Origin of the sequence: Pseudoalteromonas sp. S1727, from assembly GCF_005886375.1 — a bacterium.
GTDB lineage: Bacteria > Pseudomonadota > Gammaproteobacteria > Enterobacterales > Alteromonadaceae > Pseudoalteromonas > Pseudoalteromonas haloplanktis.
This window is the reverse complement of record NZ_PNDT01000031.1, coordinates 1-20891: the sequence shown is the minus strand read 5'-3', so window position 1 is coordinate 20891 and position 20891 is coordinate 1. Positions and strand designations below refer to the sequence as shown.

Sequence of the window (20891 nt, the reverse complement as noted above, 5' to 3'; positions counted from 1 at the left end):
TATGAATTTATCTTTATATCAAAAATTAGCATCATCGTTAGTCATTATCTTTTGCTTTATTTGTGCCTTAGTATATGGCTGGAGCAAACAGCTTGAGCGTACCTCTAAGCATCATGGCGAACAAAATTTACACCTACAGCTTGCTGAACATCTAGTCCAAGATAACCCACTCCTCCAACAAGGCATTTACGACTATCAAGCTCTAGAAAATTTATTCCATACGTTGATGTTGTTAGGTCCTGCATTTGAATTTTATTTTGTGGATCCGCAAGGTGCGATCCTCACCTATTCAGCCGAACCAGGTAAAGTAAAGCGTGACCGCATTAACCTCACTCCACTAAAGCGCTTAATTCTAGATAGAACATTAACCCCTTTATACGGTGATGATCCACGCGATCCTAGTAGGCAAAAAATCTTTTCAGTTGCACCCGTTTACAACCAAGACGTACTACAAGGTTACTTATATGTGATCATCGGTGGGGAAGCTTACGACACTACACTTAACACTATTAAAGCCAATGATAACGTGTGGATTGCCGGACTGTGGCTTGCTGGCGCTTTGTTATTCTTACTCATCGCACTTTTAATTCTATTCCGCTTTTTTACTGCACCAATAAAAAAGCTCGCGACTGAGGTAAGCATGATAGAAGCAGCTAATTACAGCTTAGTCGATAATCAATTATCAAGTTACTCAAATAAAAATAATGAAGTGGATAGCCTTGGTAGAAGCATTCAAGCCATGCTTACTCGCATTGATGAGCAATTTAAAGCATTAGCACAAAGTGATAAACAACGCCGAGAGTTGCTCACTCACCTATCACATGATTTACGAACACCATTAGCATCTGTGCAAGGTTTTTTAGAAGTTTTAAGCCAGCCTCACCGTCAATTAAGTGAGCAAGAACGTCAGCATTACCTTAGTGTTTCAAGCGATAATTGTCAGCAACTAAAGCTATTGATAGAGCAAATATTTGAGCTGGCAAACTTAGAAAATGGCCAAATGAGAGTGCATACCGAAACCTTCAATTTAGGTGAGCTTATTTATGATTGTGTTGCTAAGTTTTGTGTCGCAGCCGATAACAAAGGAGTGACGTTACGTGTTGAACCCGTGATCTGTGACTTTACTGTGGTTGCCGATATCGCCAAACTGGAGCGAGTAATAAGCAACTTAATTGATAATGCAATTCGACATACGCCCAAAGGTGGTAAAATTATTGTTCAAGTACAACAGGCCGACGCAGAGCAACTCTATGTAGATATTAGTGATACTGGGGTGGGCATCCAACAAGATGAATTAATCGCGATATTTGAACCCCACTATCAAGCAAGTAACTCCAACACTGTAGGTCATCAGCAAGGCGGACTCGGTTTGGCTATTTGCAAAGGTTTACTGCAACTGATGAACAGCGAAATTAAGGTGCGTAGTGAGCTCGGTAAAGGCAGCCAATTTAGCTTTAACTTACCACAAAAAACGAAGGCGTGAGCTAGTCACGCCTTCGCTGTAATGTACTCACATCTAGCGCTATTTTTTAATTCCCGCTAAATCTAAAATGAAGGCATAGTTAAGTGCGGTATCTTCAAGGCTTTTAAAACGCCCTGATGCACCGCCGTGACCTGCTTCCATGTCAATTTTAAACACTAACTTATTATCATCTGTTTTAAATTCGCGTAGTTTCGCAACCCACTTGGCCGGTTCAAAGTACTGCACTTGCGAGTCATGCAAACCCGTGGTCACTAACATATTTGGGTACGCTTGTTTGCTCACTTGATCATACGGTGAGTACGACAACATATAGTCATAATATACTTTGTCATTTGGGTTACCCCACTCGCCATATTCATTGGTCGTCAGCGGTAAACTAGCATCTAACATAGTGGTTACTACATCCACAAAAGGTACTGCCGCAACCATCCCTTTATAAAGCTCTGGAGCTTGATTTGCCACCGCGCCCATTAATAAGCCACCGGCACTGCCACCCATAGCAAATATGTTATCGGATGCACCATACTGCTGGGCAACTAAGGCCTTGGTCACATCAACAAAATCATTAAAAGTATTCTTCTTATGAAGTAATTTACCATCTTCATACCAAGGACGACCCAGCATTTGCGAGCCACGAATATGGGCAATTGCAAATACAAAGCCGCGATCAAGCAAGCTTAAACGGCCACTTGAAAAACTCGGATCCATCGTTGCACCGTATGAGCCATACGCATATTGTAATAATGGGTTACTGCCATCTTGTTTAAATTTGTCTTTACGGTAAACCAGACTCACTGGCACTTTTACACCATCTCGGGCCGTTATAAATAAGCGCTCCGATGCATAGTTTTCAGCATTAAAATCACCAACAACTTTTTGCTGTTTGAGTAAGGTTTTTTCAGCGCTATCTAAATCAATGTCGTATGAGGTACCTGGGGTAGTCATACTGGTGTAGTACACACGTAAGCTGTCGCTATCTAACTCGTTATTACCATAAGCGTGGATCATATAACTGCTGTCGTTAAAGCTCAGTTGCTGCTCATCACCTGACGTTAGGTTACGGATAGTGACACGAGATTGCCCCATTTCACGCTCTTTATACACTAAGTGATTAGCGAATAAATCAATGCCTTCCAGTTTAATATCATCACGAGCGGGGATCAGCGTTTGCCAATTCGCTGTATCATGTGCTTTATCTTTATGCACTGTCATTAACTGAAAGTTCACTGCATTTAGGTTCGTCACGATATAATAAATATCACCAAGCTTGGCAATGTCATATTCCAGGTTTTCTTCACGCTCAATTAAACGTTTTGGCAGTGCCTTGGTATCGTTCGCATCAATAACAGATACGCCTGACGCATTGGTGCTAGCATGCCAAATATAAATTTCTTGCTTGTCTTTACTCTTACCAAGACCGGTGTAATAACTCGTGTTCGTCTCTTCGTAGACGAGCTCATCTTGCGCTTGTGGCGTGCCTAATGTATGGCGATATACCTGATAACCTAACAGCGTTTGTAAGTCTTTTTTAATGTAATAAAAGGTTTTATTATCATTAGCCCAAACGATATCACCATCAGTGCCCTCAAGCTTATCTGTTAGTAATTTACCTGTACTGAGATCTTTAACCCAAATGGTGTAAATGCGACGACTAACAGTATCCTCTCCATAAGCAAGTAAATTACCATTTGGACTGACAGATAAACCTGTCACTGCATAATAATCATGCTCTTTAGCCAACTCATTTACATCTAATATAATCTGCTGCTCAGTGCCTTTAGCATCACGGCTGCGCACATACGTTGGGTATTCATTGTCCCCACGAGTTTGTGATGAATAGTAATAATCACCACTTTTGGTTGGTACTGAATCATCATCTTTTTGAATACGCCCTTTTAGCTCTTCAAACAAGGTCGCTTGTAGCGTTTCAGTGTGCTTTAACATCGCATCAGTGTAGGTATTTTCTGCATTAAGGTGCGCTATTACCGCAGGATCTTTGCGTTCATCATCACGCATCCAGTAGTAGTTATCGATCCGCGTATCTTCATGTATGGTCATTTCATGGGGCACTTTTTTTGCAACAGGAGCAGTCACTTGAGTTTGCTCGGTTACACTTTGAGTTTCACTCATTGTTGATTGTATTTTTTGTTCCGGCGCTTTATCGCATGCCGATAAAATAGCGACAGATAGCGCTGCAAGTGCAAAAGAATGGAGAGTTTTCATAGTATTCCCTAAATAAAGTTATTATTTTTCCATAGTTATAATATATCTAGTTTCTTAGCCGTTACCTATAGGCGTTTGTAAAGGGATGTAAAAAGGGAGCCGAAGCTCCCTTTACTAACTATCACTATTTTCTAGTTATACTATTATTTTTGTTTACGACGACGCATAAACGCAAATGGCGCAACTAGTAATGATAACCAAGCTAGTGAACCACTATCACCATCATTGTCATCATCATCATTGCTCACAATGTTTTTCACACGGATTTCAACAGCGACAGCTTCCGAGCTATTTCCTGCTGTATCTACTGCAATAACACTGAAAGTAAAGTTACGCTCATATTCATAATCAATACTACCTGCAACAACTATTTCACCTGCAGCATTGACTGTTACCAAGTCTGTACCAGATACTAAAAACTTAGTAACTGGGCTAACATCGGCATCTGGATCACTGAAGTTAAGCGTACCAATCACTGTACCAAGCGCGGCATTTTCATCAACACTAAAACGCTGATTTTCAGCAATCACTGGCGTGTTTTCCAAGGCATCTTCAGTTACTGTAATAATCACTTCAACAGCTGTAGATTGATTACCAGCACTATCTGTTGCGCTAACCATTAATTTGATTTCTGGTGTTGCATCAAAATCAATTTCACCAGTAACCGTGATTTGACCAAGCTCATCAATGGTAATACCGTCATGACCTTCCACAGTGTAACTTTCAATTGGCGTTACTTCTGTATCAGGGTCAATAGCGCGCAATTGACCAATGACAGTGCCTGCTTCTGCATTCTCTTGCACTTTGAAGGTTTGGCCAGCTTCAATCACTGGTGTCACTTCGGCGCCTTCATCGGCAACATTCAGCACGTTAATTGTCACAGATTCAGATACTGACTGATTACCGTCTTCATCAATCGCTACAACCATTAATACCACTGTACTTTGCTCTTCAAAATTAAGTGGTTGTGCAACGGTTAGCATACCAGTGTTATCAATAGTGATTGCATCACTGCCCGTTACAGTAAACATAGTGATTGAACTGTTATCTGGATCGCTGAATGCCAGTTGCGCAAATGCAGTCGCAACAGGCGTATTTTCTGCTACAGAAAATACTTGCCCAGGATTAACAATTGGAGTGACTTCATTCGCTTCATCTGCAACATTAGTGATGTTGATAGTGACTAAAGCAGGCTCTGAAGTATTACCTAAAGTATCAATTGCTACGATAACCAACTCTGCCGTTTGTTGACCTGATTCAAAATCAAGAAGTGAGCTGTTCGATACAAGAATTTGCCCTGTCTTATCAACACTAAAACCTTGATGAGTTTGAGACTGTACGTAAAACTCAGAAATCTCTAAATCTCTATCTGATTCAACAACCTGTAAAGTGCCTACTCGATGACCATTTTCAGCATCTTCAGCGACATCAAATGATGCATTTGCAAGCTTAGGCGCTTGTGTCTCTGGTAGTGCTAAATCTTCAGCTGTCACAAGCTTCACTACATCTTGTAAAGATACAGATGTAAAAGCGAAAGGTGTTGTCGCATTAACGATTGCTTTTTCACCTGGAGCGAGTTGATACACTTCAGTATCGCTGCCATCCAGCGAAGTGAGGCTCACTGGTGCTGAAGTACTAAAAGTAGTCGCACCAACTAGGCTATCTGTTTCAAAATACACACCGCTGGAGTAAGACGCATAACCTACAGAGGCTTTAATATTTAACGGATCACCTAAATTGTCTTGAGTTAGCCCTAGTCTCTCACTACATGCAGAGAAGGTAATGGTATCTTCGCCAGCTGATTGATATAACGGCATTAAATAGCGAAGCGTTTCAACACCAGCTTCATCAATAGTGCCAATAACAGTGCGTGAGCGTCCTGGAGTAGGCGTCGTACGACCGCGATCATTATAATTTTGTAATAAGTAATCGTAAGCACCATCATTATTGATGTCGATATCCAAACGATAACCCGCTTGGAATACATGCGTGATTTCATCACGTAATTGAATCGATGCTGTGACCAATACGCCTGATTCACACCCTTCTAATGCAATGGCATTAAATGTTGTAGCTAGAATATTAAATGGCGCTTCTGGTGCTGATTTTTCAGTGCCAATGGCCACAATGTTTTCTGTCATTGTTGAAACGGTGGTAGCACCAGTATTTTCAACAACAAGCTGCATTTCATTACCCACAACCTCTGGAGCAAGACTTAATTCAGATGCAGCTTTTGGTAATGCATGATAAACAACATGCAGCGCGTAGTCTGATTCACTGTCATCCACATCATCAAACACCAAGGCACCGTCAAATTCAACCAATGTCAAAGCTGCACTACGTGCTGCAACGGCTTCACCATCAATTGGGTTCTCAAGTTTCCACGCAGGTAATTTACTAGGATCAACACTTAGCGTTACATCAAACTCTGTCGTCTGACCTGCAGGTATTGTCACACTAGCTGGAATATCCCAGCTAATTGCACCTGTCTCTTCATCATTTTGATAGCGTGCTTCAGTACGAAGCTTATAAGTTTTTGCTGCTGTCGAGAAGTTTTTCACTGTCACTGTTTTAGTGAAACCCGTAACCTCTTTCAAGTTCTCTAAGCCAAACGATAATGCTGCTTGCTTAGTATTAAACTCAGTATTATCCACCCATGCCGCTACCGGTAAGTTAACCGCTTTTTCAACATTAACTAAACCCGCACCAATCATACTAATCGGTGCAAGTTCAGAATCTGGATTGGTGCTTAGTGGCTTATTAGTCACATTGAGATCTGCGGTATTCATTAGCGTCGCTTTAATTTCAAAAGCATTGCGATCTGGATGCGCTTCGCGTACTAAGGCTACAGCGCCCGCAGTAATAGGACCAGAGAAAGACGTTCCTGATGCCGGAGCTAATTGATCTTGCGTGCCCGTTGCAGCCACCATAATACTCGTACCTGGAGCGGTAATTTCCGGCTTTAACAAACCATCCATTGATGGTCCACGTGAAGAGAATGTTGCCACTGCACCTGATGTCACTTTGCGTTCAACTACAACGTTATAAGCCACCTTATTTGCAGCTTCAAGTTCAGCTTTCATCGCTGTACCGGTCGCAAAAGTGATCCCAATATTTGGGATGGTAACCGCTGCGTCAAATCCGCCCATTGATGCAGGCGTGCCATCATCGACATTATTTGCAATAAATACAAACGACGCACCGCGCTGCTGCGCATGCAACACTTTTGCAGTGAAGTTACACGCGCCACGATCTATAAGCACGGCTTTACCGGAAAAGTCAGTCTCTGGTGAGAATTCGACACAGCCATTTTGATTTTCTGCAGGATAGACAAGTTCAGCATCTGTATCTGTCATTGCAAACGCAGTTTGTGGACCAAAACCAGAAGGCTGAAAAACAACTTCTTCACCTAGTACTGTACCTGATGCAACACCTACATCTAACGTTGGATGTGTCATCGCCCCCACTGATAATGCGTTTGGTGTCGTACTTGGGCCACCCACTCGAAAAGGATTATCACCGTCATTACCTGCTGAGATAACAACATTAACTCCTAAATCAACGGCTTTTTGAATTAAGTATTGAGCACCACCATCTATGTAAGTCCCCCCAAATTCACCGCCTAAAGACATGTTAATAACATCAACACGATCAGAGATATCACCATCACCATTAGGATCCATTGCCGCTTCTAATGCAGATGCTTGTGCCGCACTTGGACAACCACCACCACACACTGAATACACATATAATTCAACCTCAGGAGCAATACCGGTAACAGAGTGGGAAACTGACGTACCGTGACTTGTTGGCTCATCAACATCAGGTATTACAACTTCAGGATCGTGTTCAATAGGATCTGCGTCATCACGGATATAATCATAACCCCCGTGTACGATGCCTTGTGGCCAAGCCACGGATGTTGGATCTGCTTGCGCTGCGTCATACGCTTCAACAGTACCTGCACCACCAAAAATTTTGTGCGTATAGTCAATACCAGTATCAAGTACAGCCACTGTTTGACCTTTACCGGTGACAGTGCCATTAGCAACCAGCGGTGAGGCTTTTAAATAGTCGGCCGATGCAGCTACATGTAACTCATAATCATACATAGGTAGAACTTTGGCAACGCGATGGTCATTAGCAATTTTTTCTAATGCAGCTGGACTTGCTTGCACAATCAATGTTGGCGCAAGTACTTTAGTTTGACCAATAATTTTTGTAGCAAAATCTAAGCTACTTAATTCAAGAGTCACTTCACTTTGCACTTGTTCAATTTGTGCAATTGTTGCGCGACTATCACCAGCCTGATAAGTGCCTTGCGCCATAAGATCTGCTGCTGTTGTCGCCCGTAATACAATCATATGAGCAGAAGGTTGTTGTTCTTTTACATCTGCCTGCTCGATTTTAGTAATCTCTGAGCTATAATTTTTTAAGTTGACAGAAGTTGCTAATGAGCTTGCACTCGCAAATGAAGTAATTAAAACACTGGTGACAGCAGTTGCAACTGCTGTTCTTTTTATTAAATTATTAGACATAGTTTCCCCTGGGATATGTTATATATTATTGTACTTACTTAGTGATCCTAAAATAGTGCCGAACTAATATAGGGCTTCACAACCAAAAATAACAACAACTCGATTACATATTAATTACAAAGTCGAGCGGAAACTCTAAAAAAAAGCTATAAACCATTGTAAAAAAACATTAAATTTAAAAACCATAAAATGTAAACCATTGTAAATAAACGTAACCAATACGCACCTTTAACCTAAAAGAGAAACAATGAACTCTGATGTAATAAATATATTAACAATGGCAAAAGTGATCCAAACTGCCGTTGCGCCGGTTTTTTTAATCACTGGTATTGCTGCTACGCTTGGGGTCTTATCCAATCGTTTAGCGCGCATCACTGATCGAGCCAGACAGCTTGAGCGAAAATTAAAAGTCAGCACGGATGAAGAATTTAATTCGTCCCTGACCACTGAACTTCGAGCATTGTTAAAACGCTCTCGCTGTATTCATATTGCTTTTAGTTTAAGTGTATTAAGTGCAGTGCTTGTGTGTGCTGTGGTTATGCTGCTGTTTTTATCGCATATTCAATCTGTGAATTTAGGGGTTACTATTGGCATTTGCTTCGTAGGCGCGATGGCATTGCTTATTTGTGCCTTTATGTCGCTACTTGGAGAAGTATTCTTAGCAACTCGCAGTATGCGCCGCGGGATGATCTTTGCCGATATTGATATCAATGACTAAAGATTTGAGTGATTAAATTCAATAGCAGTTCAGTTTAACCGCAATAAACTTGAATAATCGACCCTGCTGAGATACAACAGCAGCTATTCAAGCAATGAATTACTAACAAGGGGCAAAAGGAATGAAGTTAAAGCAAATATTTTTAGGTGCGGCACTTTCTACACTCGCGCTAAGCGCGACAGCAAACTCAGCATTTGAAAAACCATCGGATGCAATTGAATATCGCCAAGCTGCGTTTTCAATGATCCGTGTACAAATTGGTGATATGGGCGACATGTTAAAAGGCAAAGTGCCTTTTGATGCAGAGCGCTTTAAACACCGTGCAAATAACGCTGCCGCATTATCAAAAATGCCATGGGAAGCATTTGTAGCAGATTCAGATAAAGGTGAAACATCAGCGCTCCCTGCTATTTGGAGTGATAACGAAACCTTTATGAAAAAAGCAACTGCTTTCCAGCAATACGCTGATGAGCTTGCTGTTGCAGCACAAACGGGCGATAAAAAAATAATCGCCAAAGCATTTGGCCCATGGGCTAAAGGCTGTAAAGACTGCCACTCTTCATTTAAAGATTAATCTCTAGCAGATTTTTACACTAAAACGGCGCTTAACTAGCGCCGTTTTTGATATGCTTTTACTTTTACTTTAACTAAACAAGTAACTGAGAGGCTCTGCGCCCCACGTCATCATTAAACCTGCCAATAACAGCACAAAAATAACAACCGCCAGCCATGGCGACTTAGTTAACTTTGCATCGCTATTAGTAACACTTTGCTCTGCATATCCCGAAACCATCGCTTTTACTAACTTTTTACCTTTGATACGGTAAATAATAATCGCGGCTACGTGCAAAATAATCGCGTAGAATAATAGATCAAAGTTTTTATGATGCACCCAGCCTGCCCACTCAATCACTTGGCTTGAAACATATTGGACCAACGGGCCATCAGTTAAAATATCGTCAGTGGTCATCAAACCACTAACCAGTTGCGTTAGCAATAAAGCAAAAAATGCTAACACCATATAACTGCCCGCAGCACCGTGCCCAGGTTTATTATCTGTTTGCTTAAATGATTTTAGTGCAGCAATAGGTGAATGAAGTAGAGCGCTCAATTTAGCCGTTTGGCTACCAACTACTCCCCAAATAAGCCGAGTTAACAGCAAGGCTAATGTGAAATACCCAGCGACAAAGTGCAATTCCATCATGCCTTCTTCAGCACTAAAATAGAGTGTTGCGATAGCAATCACTAATAACCAATGAAAACTGCGGATAAACCCGTCCCATACTTTAATTTTCTGCAAAACTTGCTGATCCATCGAAATTATTCCCCTTAAATGCGTCTCTTACGTAATAATGCCACAGACAACTTTATACTCCTATTGAACTCGTCGAACCGCGGTTTATTATGCGGCCAACAACGAGCAATTTTTTACAAGCTTTGTATATCAGTTTAGATATACTCAATCTTAATTAATGTAAAATAACAAAAGTGGTGCGAATGAAAGATGAACAATCAACTTTTTTTTACCATGAAAAATTAGGAGGGTTAGAGGCTTTACAGGCAAGCTTTACGCGTCAAAATTTTTCTCGTCATAGTCATGAAGGCTATACCATTGGCTTGATTGATTGTGGGGCGCAAAAATTTTATCGTAGCGGCAGTAACCATATAGCACCGAAAAATAGCATTATTTTAGTCAATGCAGATCAAATTCATAACGGCCAAACAGCCACTGAATCGGGTTGGGCGTATCGTGCCATGTACCCTCGCCCAGAGCAATTTTCTGCACTCTCTCAAGAGCTAAACGGTATTCGCTGTGGCGCGCCGTATTTTGATAGCGCAGTTTATAACAATCAAGCTTTAACCCGTCAGTTAAACCAATTATTAAACGGCTTAACCAGCAATGGTAATAACCAACTGCACACAGAAAGCTTATTTTATAGTGTGATGACTCAGTTAATGCTGTCGTTTAAACAAGACTGTCGACAATTAAAACAACTAAAAGCCAAAGCAAATCTTGCACATGCGCAACAATACCTTGATGCTTTTTGTTGTGAAGAAATTAGCCTAGAGCGACTAGCTGCACTTAGCCATATGAGTCCATTTCATTTTATTCGCCAATATAAAAAACAATATGGTTTAACCCCTCACGCGTATCAAATACAACGCCGTATTCTGCAGGCAAAAACATTATTAAAACATGGTTTAAACGTTAGCCAAACGGCAAGCGAATGTGGCTTTCATGATCAAAGCCACTTACATCATCACTTTAAATCTCGGCTTGGCGTAACACCGGGTCAGTATCGTAATCTCTTTAGTCCTAACAAAAGTGCACCTGCAAACATCAACTAACGTTATTATTACAATCTAAAACCAGTTCAACATTAACAAGCAGCAAGACTAAATCAGCTTAAAGTAATAAAGGGGAAAACAGTGAGAAAGGCGTTATTAAAAGGGTTCTTAGATATGCTACCGCTGTGTTTAGCGGTGATCCCGTGGGGGATATTATGTGGCTCTTTGGCAATCCAGAATGGCTTTACTGCTGTTGAAACCCAAGCGATGTCATTACTGGTATTCGCAGGCTCGGCGCAGCTCGTTGCCATTGAACTAATAGCAGGCAACACACCATTACTGACCATTTTATTTACCACTTTAATTATTAGCTCACGGCATTTCTTATATGGCTTAGCCGTGCGCCATAAAGTAATCGATCAACCCATGCGCTGGCGCCTACCTGTAAGCTTTGTACTGACCGACGAGTTATTTGCATTTTCACATCATCGTAAAGCGTACCGCACAAAAACACGGTTAGTGTATGCATTAAGTGCTGGATTTAGCTTTTACATTGCATGGAACCTATGGACCTTTATAGGCATTATTGCTGGTAGCTTACTACCTGATCTAACTAATTTAGGGTTAGACTTTGCTATAGCGGCAACCTTTATCGCACTAGTGATCCCAGGGATTAAAAACCTTGCCACATTAGCAACAGTGATCACCGCAGGCGTGGTGGCAACACTACTTAAAAGCCACGGATTCGAATTATGGTTGGTAGTCGCAGCATTAACAGCAATGACTGTAGGCTATGCTATCAGCCGTGTGAATACTCAAGCGGAGCATAACCTATGATGACCACTATTTTACTCATGGCCTGCATTACCTTTTTTACTCGCTACTTATTTTTGCACCGCGCTTTGCCTTTTAAAGTCGGCCCGAAAATGCAGCAGTTTTTAAGTTTTAGCGCCCCAGCTGTGTTAACCGCTATTTGGGTGCCAATTGTATTTGTAACAGATGATGGGATAAATTTAGATTGGCAAAACCCTTATCTTAGCGCAGCAATCGCAGCCATTATTGTCGCATATAAAACACACAATATTTATTACACGACCTTGGTTGGTATGGGTTTGTTTTTAATATTAAATTAGCGCATTAGTAGCGTGCTAATGCGCTATTAGCAGTATTAAACGCTAGCGAGTAAAATAGCGCGACTTTTATCTAAAGTGACTTGCTCGCGCTCACCCAATGCCGTCATCCCGTGGCGCTCAAGTTGCTCAATAATTTTGTCAGCCACTTCTTCACCCAATTCATAATCACTTAAACGTGTTGGCATATTAACACTGTGGAAAAACGCTTCAGTAGCAGCAATTGCTTGCTCAATAGCTGCATCTTCATCAGTGATATCCAACCCTAAAACACGCTCTGCATATTGCAAAATTTTACCGCGCTTAGCCTCTTTTTGCTCAGCCATCATGCGTGGTAAAACAATGGCTAATGTTTGAGCATGATCAAGGCCGTAAACCGCCGTCATTTCATGTCCTAACATATGTGTAGACCAATCTTGCGGTACACCCGCACCAATTAAGCCATTTAACGCCATAGTGGCTGACCACATAATATTTGCACGTACTTGGTAATTATCTGGCTCACTGAATGCTTTAGGACCTTCTTCTATTAAGGTCATTAAAATGCCTTCGGCGAAACGATCTTGTAGTTTAGCGCCTACGTCATAAGTTAAGTACTGCTCCATAGTATGTACAAACGCATCTACAATACCATTAGCAACTTGGCGCTTTGGTAATGAGTAGGTCACTGCAGGGTCAAGCACAGCAAATTTCGGTTGCACTGAAGGGCTTGAAAATGGCAGTTTATCGTGGCTATCAAGATTAGAAACCACACTGAAAGAGTTTGATTCAGACCCCGTGGCAGGTAAGGTTAATACCACACCCAATGCAATGGCTGATTTAACTTCACCACCTTTGGCTAAAATATCCCACGGCTCACCATCGTAGTTTGCCGCAGCGGCAATAAACTTACTACCATCAATAACCGACCCCCCACCCACGGCAAGAATAAAATCTACATGCTTTTCTTTTACCAAAGCCACAGCCTTCATACATGTTTGATAGCTTGGATTTGGTTCAATACCCGAAAATTCAAACCAAGTATGTTCACTCAAGGCATCTGCGACTTGATCATAAATACCATTACTTTTAATACTGCCGCCGCCATACGTAACCAATACTGTCGCGTTGGCAGGGATCTCACTTTTAATTGCTGCGATTTGCTGTTCACCAAAATGAATTTTGGTGGGGTTTGCAAAGCTAAAATTTAACATGCTTGCTCCATTGCTTAGAGTGCTCATTCGTATGAGCTAAAATTTGCTGACCATGTAATTGTAGGGGTTAAATCATTTATTAAAAGACTAAGATCAGAGAATCACTTTTGCACAGCTGCAACAATAGATGCTATAAACTACTATTACTTAAATTTTGAGAACTAAAAATGTGGCAAGGCCTTGATGAATTTTTACATGTAGTTGAACATGGCAGCTTTACTCAAGCGGCAAAAGCTATGGAAGTATCTACATCCCATATTAGCCGCCAAGTACAGCAGCTTGAAAACCGCCTAGGTTCACTACTGTTTCAACGCACTACGCGAAAAATAAGCCTCACGGATGCTGGCCGTGAATATGCCGTTAAACTCAAAGCCATTAAACAAGAATTAATTGACGCTAATAATCAATTACAAGGTGAGCAACGCAAACCTAAAGGGCTAATTCGAATTTCTGGTGCGGGTGAATTCGTTGCCTGCCATGTTGCACCGAAAATAGTTGAGTTTGTAAAACGCTACCCTGAGGTGGAAGTGGATATGGACTTTAACAATCGCAATGTCGATTTAGTTGAAGAAGGCTTTGATCTCGCTATTCGCTTTGGTCGTATGCAAGACTCAAACTTAATAGCACGACCACTTAGCCCACGCATAATGACTTTGGTTGCCAGCCCTGAATACTTAGCACACTACACATCACCCACCACACCATTACAACTAATAGATCATAATTGCTTAGTTGCTATGGGTAAGCGTTGGCGATTTAGTTTTGCTGGTGAAATAAAAGAAGTAAAAATAAATGGTAATTGGCGTAGTAATCACCCAAGAGCATTACTCAGCGCGACTTTAGCTGGCTTAGGTATTGCTCACTTAGCCAGTGATATTGTTCAGCCCTATGTGCAACAAGGTCAGCTGGTAACTTTACTTGATGAATATCAAGTGACCGATAATGCATCTTGGCTGGTGTACCCTCGCAAGGATTTAATGCCCTACCGTGTTCGATTACTAATTGAATACTTATTAACTAGTTTTTCTAATGACTAAAATTTAAACTTTAAGTCTGTCGCTACACAGGATAAACTTTAACAAACAAAAATAAAAAACCTCCAATATGAACGACTTTTATCAGCTTAGCGCCACCAGCCTGCAAGGGCAATCTATTGAGTTTAATGACTTTAAAAACAAAGTTGTGCTTGTGGTTAACACCGCTAGTCAATGTGGCTTCACCCCACAATATGCTGGCTTACAAGCGCTGCATGAAAAATATCATCAGCAAGGCTTAGTCATTATTGGCTTTCCATGTAATCAGTTTGGCAAGCAAGAACCAGGCAGTGCCACAGATATTGAGCAAGGGTGCTTAATTAATTACGGTGTAGACTTTGTGATGATGAGCAAGGTAGATGTCAACGGTGAACACGCTCATCCGGTGTTTAGGCACTTAAAATCGGCTTTGCCTGGGTTTTTAACACGTAAAATAAAGTGGAATTTTACTAAGTTTTTAATAGGCCGAAATGGCGAGGCAATTAAACGCTTTGCACCATTTACTAAGCCGCAGCAAATCGAAGGTGCTATTATTAAAGCCCTTAAAAGCAGTAATACGTAAACACTAAAAGCAATAAAGAGGCAATCTGCCTCTTTATCTAAATTATCACTTAGTCGTTTAAGTACTCATCCAAGTCATCTTCGCCCAAGTTTTTACGCAAGCGTTTTTGCTCAAGGTAGTCTTCCAACTTTTTCTTAACCTTTTGCTTATTCTTGTCGTGTTGATTACGCCCGACCATTTCGTACTCGTCTTCAACAAAATCGTCATCTAGCGCATCGTAACTAAATGTCTTACCCACAACCCACTCCATAAAGTGTTTGAGACCAATTAAGGATTTTTTATCACTGTCATTGGTGAAATTAAAAATGTTCAGCACAATTTCATACGTCGAAAGTGCACCAAAATAAAGCCACAACCCAATCTTAAAATGGTGTCATGTCAATATTGTGAATAAATAGCGCTAAATTTTAATTCTGGAAAGTGAGAGTTTTTTATCGAAACGATAAACACATTTTATTAATACAACAAAGTTAGTCAAAATGACTAAAAAGTAGTTTTATTATTATCTACTCATACGATTAAAAATATAAAAAAAACAACTAATACATTGTTTTATAATGTTAAAAATTATTGGCATCAAACTTGATAAGTTTTAAATACGAAAAATACGCACTCGTTAAAATCAACAAATTTGCAGGATATTAAAATGAAAAAATTACTATTAATCGGCTCTTTTTTTATTGCCACAGGGGCAGTAGCGCATACTGATAATGAGACTAATATTTCTTTCAGTGGCGATTCTTGCGACGTCGAATTTAAAAATGACGTGCGTATAAAGCCAAATGAGCTAGAAATCTTTACCGCAGACAACAACACGATGAGTTTTGCCGAGCAAGGCGATCTAAAAATAAATGGCCAAACAGTGGCACTTAACAATCAACAACGCCAAGCAATTACGACGTATTCAAATAGCCTACGCAGCCAATTACCTGAAGTCGCAAACATTGCCCTTGATGGTGTTAAAATTGCTGGTGTTGCCATTGAAGAAGTGGCTAATGCATTTAATATTGATAGCCTGGATAGCATTAATGAGCTAATGGCTGATATTAAAGTGGAAGTTGAGAATACCTTTTATCAACAAGGTACATTTGTGATGGGACAGCAGAGTTTTCAGCAGTTTGGTGAAAACTTTGAAAGCCAGTTTGATGAGCAAATAGAAACAGCTGTGCAATCAGCCATGATGCAATCAATGGGCAGTATTTTAATGGCGGTAGGTTCAGAACTAATGGGCTCCGGCGGGGACATGCAAGCCTTTGAACAACGTATGGAGAACATGGGCGCAGAAATCGAAGCCAAGGTTGAGCAACAAGCGAATCAATTAGAAAAACGCGCTGACGCACTGTGTGGTAACTTTTCTACCATTGCAGAGCAAGAGCAACAACTGGTGAAACTAGTACCAGAATTAAAAGATTATCAACTGTTCAGCTATAAAAAAAATAACTAAGCAGAGTCTTTAGTTAACGACAAAAATTTGATATCCCTTTAGCAGCACTCTTTTTAAGGTGCTGCTTTTTTATTTTTTCGCTAAATGAATAAGTTCACCCAGTGTTTTTATGGCTTGCTCAAGTTTTTCAGTCCACGGCAAACCATAACTTAACCTAATGCAATTACGGTATTTATTGGTGGCAGAAAAAATGTAGCCTGGAGTAATACTAATGCCATTTTCAAGCGCAAGCTGAAACAGTTTAACGCTATCATAACCGCTACCTAGCTCAACCCAAATCACACAACCACCTTGCGGATCGCTGATCCGCGCAGTACTCGGAAACGCTTGTTGTAAACACCAGATCATCCGCTCTTTGTTATTTCGTAAACGCTGTTTCAGTAGCTTAAGATTACGCTCGTATTCACCGCTTTGCACAAACTCATATAACGTCCACTGATTGATCAACGAAGTCGAACAACTCAATGCACGTTTATAGCGCCGAGCTTGGGCAGCAAACTTACCAGCAATCAACCAACCAACGCGATAGCTCGGTGCTGCCGTTTTTGAAAACGATGCACAAGTGAGCACCAAGCCTTTGGTTGAATAGGTTTGCGCAGGTGTGCCACGTTGTGCAGTAAAGTGTAAGTCACCGTAAACATCATCTTCAATCAATACCACATTATGAGACTCTAATAATGCGACCAGATCTTTACGCTTATTATCTGGCATAAAGCTGCCAACAGGATTATTAATCGAGGTAGAGAAAACACACGCTTTAATATCATGATCCTGTAAAGCCTGACTCAGATCATCAAGCCAGATCCCATCATCAGGGCATAATGGGATCTCAAGTGCTTTCAACCCTAAACTTTCGATCAGTTCAATAATGCCGAAATAGCAAGGCGACTCAATGGCGATCACATCACCCGCTTTAGTCACACATTTAAGAGCGATTGCTAACGCCTCTTGCGCACCATTAGTGATCACCAACTCTTGCGGGTCAACACCAATCCCAAAATCTAAATAACGATGGATCAGTTGCTTTTTCAGCGGGGCAAAACCATCAATTGCGCCATAATTAATGGCTCGGCTACCAGCAATAGACATAACTCGGCGCATTGTCCGGCTAAGCATTTTATCGGTGGGTGCCGCCGCCACCGGATTAGCAATGCCAAATGGCACCACATCTGCTTGATGGATAGCATCATAAACTTGCTCTATCAACACTTGCATATTCACTGCAACTGGCTCACGACTGAGTTTGACTCGCTTAGGCCGTGCTAATGGCGTAGTCGATGACTTTAAAAAGTAGCCTGATTTTTCACGTGCTTCTACCAGACCTTGTGCTTCAAGTGATTGATAAGCCAGTTTAACCGTCGGAATACTTACTTTAAGTTTATCGGCCATTTTACGCAGTGAAGGTAGCTTTTCACCGGGCAGTAAAGTTCCCTTCTCTGATAATTCACGGATCAACTGCATAACTTGCAAGTATAAAAAGTCATGATTACTTTTACTGACAACTAACGACATCTGAAACCTCTTAAAACAGTCCTATCAACAGTCAAAATCTGTATAGGTTGCATTTCTAGTTTTCTGTATATGTTAAGTATACAGAGGCGTATTAAAATAAACACTTAATCGACATACTAGGATCGGCCATGAAAAGCATCGCGCTTTATATTATCACTGTTTTGATTTGGGGCTCGACGTGGCTTGCAATCGAATTTCAACTTGGCGACATAGCCGTAGAAGTATCACTATTTTATCGTTTTAGTTTAGCGGCCATATTAATGTGGGTTTGGGTAAGTGTTAAAAAGTTACCAATGAATTATAGCCGTCGCGACCATGGCTTTTTCATATTATTGGCACTGTGTAATTTTGGTCTAAACTACTTAGTACTGTACTGGGCGCAAAATTATTTAACGTCTGCCATGGCGTCAATCGCATTTTCAATGTTATTACTTATGAATATCGTAAATACTCGCTTATTCTTTGGTAAGCCGATTGCAAAACGAATTTACAGCGGTGCATTAATTGGTGTTGTTGGCATCGTCAGCTTGTTTTGGCCACAATTACAGCAGTTCGACTTAAGTAATGGGGCGTTGGTCGGTTTACTACTTGCTTTAGCCGGTACGTTTGTGGCCTCATTAGGTAATATGGTGAGTGTTCGTAACTCTCAACAGCAAATTGGCGTTATGCAAGGCAATGCTTGGGGCATGCTCTACAGTGCGATTGGGTTGTTATGTTATGTATTTATAACCGATGCTAGTTTGAGCTTCTCTGCACCTGCGAGTTACTGGTATTCATTAGTTTATTTAGCTGTACTTGGCACCGTAATAGCTTTTGCTTGTTACTTTGCACTATTGAAAAACATCGGCCCAGAGCGCGCCAGTTATGTCATTGTGCTGTTTCCGTTAGTTGCAGTGATTTTAAGCACACTGTTTGAAGGTTTTATTTGGCAGGCCAATACGTTTATAGGCTTTAGCTTGGTATTAGTAGGTAACGCCATTGTACTGACCCCCACAAAAAGAATTAAAGCATTTTTTGCAACGCGTTCATTGCTGCAAAAAAGCTCCATCCCCAGTTAGAATGCGTATATACGCAACTAACGCCAAAGCGCCTACTTGTTAGGCGCTTTTTTACAACCTTAAACTTGTGTAACGCTGCTCTTGGGTATGCAAAAGCGTAGTGCTTGTGGATGAATTGTTACTTTAGCTGGCGAGACACCGGCCAGCTCACCATCTGCCTCTATTGGTAAATCAGGGGTTTGGATATATGCTGTGGTTAATCGCTGATAATTAAGCCCTGACATAGCGTGGTGATTACGTAGCAATAAACGGATAAAACTATATAAATTACCAACTAAACCCCGTGCAGGCATACCGTAGCACTCTAAATAACCATTATTTAATTCTGCTTTAGGCGCTATCCGCAGCCCCCCTCCAAAATAATGGTGGTTAGCAAATACAGTAATCAAATTATGATACTTAACTGGTTGCCCAGCCAAGCGCCCTGCTAGCCATTTAGCCTGATAGCCCAATAAATGTTTAAAACCAGCAAAACTATAACCTAATGCAGATAATGCTGGTTTGCTTTGCAATGCCTGTACTACATGGGCATCAAAACCAATCCCTGCAATATTAATAAAGTAACGACTATTTATTTGTCCAATATCTATTTTTTCTGAGAAATCACTAAAAATAGCAGTACGCCAAGCTGAGATTGTACAACCAAAGCCACGGGCAAAATCATTACCCGTTCCTTGCGGTAATAATGCCAATGTACAGTTTAATCCCATTAATGCATTTACAGCCAAATGCAGGCTACCGTCACCACCGAGCACAACAACGCGCTTTTGTGATTGAGCCAACATCGTTATTTTTTTGCAGTCATCTGTAAAATCCCCTGTTGTGTAAACAAGAGTGTAACTAATTTGCCGTTTTTGGCATTGCTTTAGCAACCAAGCACAATTTTTTTTATGTTTTTTTTGCGTACTTGGTTTAATAATTATGAGCATCTGGATACCAGCCATTTTAAAAACATGACAACAGACCTTTTCAAAAAATAAATTAATCTGAATATTTAATCACTTTTTGTATCTTGTAATGCATAAAAAGTGACATTAAAAACTTAAAGCGACTATATTTAAAGAGTTAATACATTTTAACTATTCATAGCCATGCAAAAAAATTGGAAAAACCAAACTTAACCGCAAGTTAATAAAAGCAATTCACATTAGTTATTTTTATCCGACCACCCTAGTTTTTATCGTTTTATTTTTGTGCAATTTAGAGTCAAAATAGCCGTGTTGTCAAAACAGACATAACCCGGAGCAAAGTAATGAACCCAGTAAATACATTAAACGAAAATGCAGCTACTCATGTTGCCGTAAAACCAACCAATCGCAAAGCGAAAATGCTTGCTAAACTTAACCGTTTCGGCAAAAAGCTCGCTCTTGGCGGCGCAGTTCAATACAAGTAATCACCCAACCATGATTACTTTAGCGGTGCAGCAAACACCCAACCACTAAATGAAACCACTTATTTAGCTCCCTCGTTTGCTGCAACCTCTTCTTTAAGCTCCTTAAAAATCCCTTTTTCATAAAAAAAACCACTTTTTAGAACAAAAAAACAGCAAACGATCTTTTTCCTATTTACACACCCCAATCACCTGCGTATTATTCTTTCCCAACGGAGAGATGGCAGAGTGGTCGAATGCACCGGTCTTGAAAACCGGCAGGGGTTTATAGCCCCTCTAGGGTTCAAATCCCTATCTCTCCACCATTATTACGTTAT

At 40.7% G+C, this 20891-nt stretch carries 18 protein-coding genes and 1 tRNA gene; 12 read left to right on the top strand and 7 right to left on the bottom strand.

The features are described 5' to 3' along the window. The first annotated feature begins 1 nt into the window (after position 1). Entirely contained in the window at positions 2–1483 is a 1482-nt protein-coding gene (locus CWB85_RS09380) for a sensor histidine kinase (protein ID WP_138554712.1), read from the top strand. Between the two features lie 39 nt (positions 1484–1522). On the opposite strand, the gene CWB85_RS09375 is transcribed toward CWB85_RS09380, so the two are convergent. Together CWB85_RS09375 and CWB85_RS09370 are read right to left on the bottom strand one after the other, a co-directional pair. Further along, complete coding sequence (locus CWB85_RS09375; protein WP_138554711.1) at positions 1523–3706, bottom strand: S9 family peptidase; 2184 nt, start codon at positions 3704–3706, stop codon at positions 1523–1525. A gap of 143 nt (positions 3707–3849) precedes the next feature. Continuing rightward, positions 3850–8244, bottom strand: a complete 4395-nt coding sequence (locus CWB85_RS09370; protein ID WP_138554710.1) for a S8 family serine peptidase — start codon at positions 8242–8244, stop codon at positions 3850–3852. A gap of 247 nt (positions 8245–8491) precedes the next feature. Here CWB85_RS09370 and CWB85_RS09365 point away from each other — a divergent pair, with 247 nt between their 5' ends. Then, positions 8492–8962 (top strand): DUF2721 domain-containing protein, encoded by a 471-nt coding sequence (locus CWB85_RS09365; protein WP_016709964.1) that lies wholly within the window; start codon positions 8492–8494, stop codon positions 8960–8962. A 121-nt stretch (positions 8963–9083) separates the two neighbouring features. Continuing rightward, positions 9084–9536, top strand: a complete 453-nt coding sequence (locus CWB85_RS09360) for a c-type cytochrome (protein ID WP_016709963.1) — start codon at positions 9084–9086, stop codon at positions 9534–9536. 69 nt (positions 9537–9605) lie between these two features. On the opposite strand, the gene CWB85_RS09355 is transcribed toward CWB85_RS09360, so the two are convergent. Continuing rightward, on the bottom strand, positions 9606–10262 hold the full coding sequence (locus CWB85_RS09355; protein WP_138554737.1) for a cytochrome b/b6 domain-containing protein: 657 nt from the start codon (positions 10260–10262) through the stop codon (positions 9606–9608). Between the two features lie 197 nt (positions 10263–10459). Here CWB85_RS09355 and CWB85_RS09350 point away from each other — a divergent pair, with 197 nt between their 5' ends. The 3 genes from CWB85_RS09350 to CWB85_RS09340 all read left to right on the top strand — a co-directional run bounded on the left by CWB85_RS09350 (position 10460) and on the right by CWB85_RS09340 (position 12384). Then, complete coding sequence (locus CWB85_RS09350; protein WP_138554709.1) at positions 10460–11311, top strand: AraC family transcriptional regulator; 852 nt, start codon at positions 10460–10462, stop codon at positions 11309–11311. Between the two features lie 114 nt (positions 11312–11425). Further along, on the top strand, positions 11426–12088 hold the full coding sequence (locus tag CWB85_RS09345; protein ID WP_050901604.1) for an AzlC family ABC transporter permease: 663 nt from the start codon (positions 11426–11428) through the stop codon (positions 12086–12088). Next, a complete protein-coding gene (locus CWB85_RS09340) occupies positions 12085–12384 on the top strand; it encodes an AzlD domain-containing protein (RefSeq protein WP_016709959.1) in 300 nt (99 codons plus the stop codon). The genes CWB85_RS09345 and CWB85_RS09340 overlap by 4 nt, the downstream gene beginning before the upstream one ends. A gap of 35 nt (positions 12385–12419) precedes the next feature. Here CWB85_RS09340 and CWB85_RS09335 read toward each other — a convergent pair whose 3' ends face one another. Next, complete coding sequence (locus CWB85_RS09335) at positions 12420–13574, bottom strand: iron-containing alcohol dehydrogenase (RefSeq protein ID WP_138554708.1); 1155 nt, start codon at positions 13572–13574, stop codon at positions 12420–12422. A 167-nt stretch (positions 13575–13741) separates the two neighbouring features. On the opposite strand from CWB85_RS09335, the gene CWB85_RS09330 reads away from it, so the two are divergent. Both CWB85_RS09330 and CWB85_RS09325 read left to right on the top strand, forming a co-directional pair. Next, positions 13742–14611, top strand: a complete 870-nt coding sequence (locus CWB85_RS09330; RefSeq protein ID WP_138554707.1) for a LysR family transcriptional regulator — start codon at positions 13742–13744, stop codon at positions 14609–14611. A gap of 67 nt (positions 14612–14678) precedes the next feature. Continuing rightward, on the top strand, positions 14679–15170 hold the full coding sequence (locus CWB85_RS09325; RefSeq protein WP_138554706.1) for a glutathione peroxidase: 492 nt from the start codon (positions 14679–14681) through the stop codon (positions 15168–15170). A 49-nt stretch (positions 15171–15219) separates the two neighbouring features. On the opposite strand, the gene CWB85_RS09320 is transcribed toward CWB85_RS09325, so the two are convergent. Then, positions 15220–15408, bottom strand: a complete 189-nt coding sequence (locus CWB85_RS09320) for a PA3496 family putative envelope integrity protein (protein ID WP_029216238.1) — start codon at positions 15406–15408, stop codon at positions 15220–15222. A gap of 408 nt (positions 15409–15816) precedes the next feature. Here CWB85_RS09320 and CWB85_RS09315 point away from each other — a divergent pair, with 408 nt between their 5' ends. Then, on the top strand, positions 15817–16614 hold the full coding sequence (locus tag CWB85_RS09315) for a YggN family protein (RefSeq protein ID WP_138554705.1): 798 nt from the start codon (positions 15817–15819) through the stop codon (positions 16612–16614). 69 nt (positions 16615–16683) lie between these two features. Here the strand turns inward: CWB85_RS09315 and CWB85_RS09310 are convergent, their stop codons facing one another. Beyond that, positions 16684–18126 (bottom strand): aminotransferase-like domain-containing protein, encoded by a 1443-nt coding sequence (locus CWB85_RS09310; protein ID WP_016709953.1) that lies wholly within the window; start codon positions 18124–18126, stop codon positions 16684–16686. A 128-nt stretch (positions 18127–18254) separates the two neighbouring features. Here CWB85_RS09310 and CWB85_RS09305 point away from each other — a divergent pair, with 128 nt between their 5' ends. Beyond that, positions 18255–19184: a DMT family transporter gene (locus CWB85_RS09305; RefSeq protein ID WP_016709952.1), complete on the top strand. Its 930-nt coding sequence runs from the start codon at positions 18255–18257 to the stop codon at positions 19182–19184. 59 nt (positions 19185–19243) lie between these two features. Here the strand turns inward: CWB85_RS09305 and CWB85_RS09300 are convergent, their stop codons facing one another. Beyond that, a complete protein-coding gene (locus tag CWB85_RS09300) occupies positions 19244–20113 on the bottom strand; it encodes a diacylglycerol/lipid kinase family protein (RefSeq protein ID WP_244390041.1) in 870 nt (289 codons plus the stop codon). Positions 20114–20436: 323 nt separating this feature from the next. Here CWB85_RS09300 and CWB85_RS22485 point away from each other — a divergent pair, with 323 nt between their 5' ends. Both CWB85_RS22485 and CWB85_RS09295 read left to right on the top strand, forming a co-directional pair. Then, positions 20437–20577 (top strand): hypothetical protein, encoded by a 141-nt coding sequence (locus CWB85_RS22485; protein ID WP_016709951.1) that lies wholly within the window; start codon positions 20437–20439, stop codon positions 20575–20577. 211 nt (positions 20578–20788) lie between these two features. Further along, positions 20789–20879, top strand: a tRNA-Ser gene (locus CWB85_RS09295). Positions 20880–20891 lie beyond the last annotated feature (12 nt).

Bases quoted from the DNA above. Each gene is read 5' to 3' on its own strand.
- CWB85_RS09330 (WP_138554707.1), top strand. From the start codon at position 13,742: ATGTGGCAAGGCCTTGATGAATTTTTACATGTAGTTGAACATGGCAGC.
- CWB85_RS09305 (WP_016709952.1), top strand. From the start codon at position 18,255: ATGAAAAGCATCGCGCTTTATATTATCACTGTTTTGATTTGGGGCTCG.
- CWB85_RS09340 (WP_016709959.1), top strand. From the start codon at position 12,085: ATGATGACCACTATTTTACTCATGGCCTGCATTACCTTTTTTACTCGC.
- CWB85_RS09380 (WP_138554712.1), top strand. From the start codon at position 2: ATGAATTTATCTTTATATCAAAAATTAGCATCATCGTTAGTCATTATC.
- CWB85_RS09315 (WP_138554705.1), top strand. From the start codon at position 15,817: ATGAAAAAATTACTATTAATCGGCTCTTTTTTTATTGCCACAGGGGCA.
- CWB85_RS09335 (WP_138554708.1), bottom strand. From the start codon at position 13,574: ATGTTAAATTTTAGCTTTGCAAACCCCACCAAAATTCATTTTGGTGAA.
- CWB85_RS22485 (WP_016709951.1), top strand. From the start codon at position 20,437: ATGAACCCAGTAAATACATTAAACGAAAATGCAGCTACTCATGTTGCC.
- CWB85_RS09350 (WP_138554709.1), top strand. From the start codon at position 10,460: ATGAAAGATGAACAATCAACTTTTTTTTACCATGAAAAATTAGGAGGG.
- CWB85_RS09310 (WP_016709953.1), bottom strand. From the start codon at position 18,126: ATGTCGTTAGTTGTCAGTAAAAGTAATCATGACTTTTTATACTTGCAA.
- CWB85_RS09300 (WP_244390041.1), bottom strand. From the start codon at position 20,113: ATGCTCATAATTATTAAACCAAGTACGCAAAAAAAACATAAAAAAAAT.
- CWB85_RS09365 (WP_016709964.1), top strand. From the start codon at position 8,492: ATGAACTCTGATGTAATAAATATATTAACAATGGCAAAAGTGATCCAA.
- CWB85_RS09370 (WP_138554710.1), bottom strand. From the start codon at position 8,244: ATGTCTAATAATTTAATAAAAAGAACAGCAGTTGCAACTGCTGTCACC.
- CWB85_RS09345 (WP_050901604.1), top strand. From the start codon at position 11,426: ATGCTACCGCTGTGTTTAGCGGTGATCCCGTGGGGGATATTATGTGGC.
- CWB85_RS09375 (WP_138554711.1), bottom strand. From the start codon at position 3,706: ATGAAAACTCTCCATTCTTTTGCACTTGCAGCGCTATCTGTCGCTATT.
- CWB85_RS09360 (WP_016709963.1), top strand. From the start codon at position 9,084: ATGAAGTTAAAGCAAATATTTTTAGGTGCGGCACTTTCTACACTCGCG.
- CWB85_RS09325 (WP_138554706.1), top strand. From the start codon at position 14,679: ATGAACGACTTTTATCAGCTTAGCGCCACCAGCCTGCAAGGGCAATCT.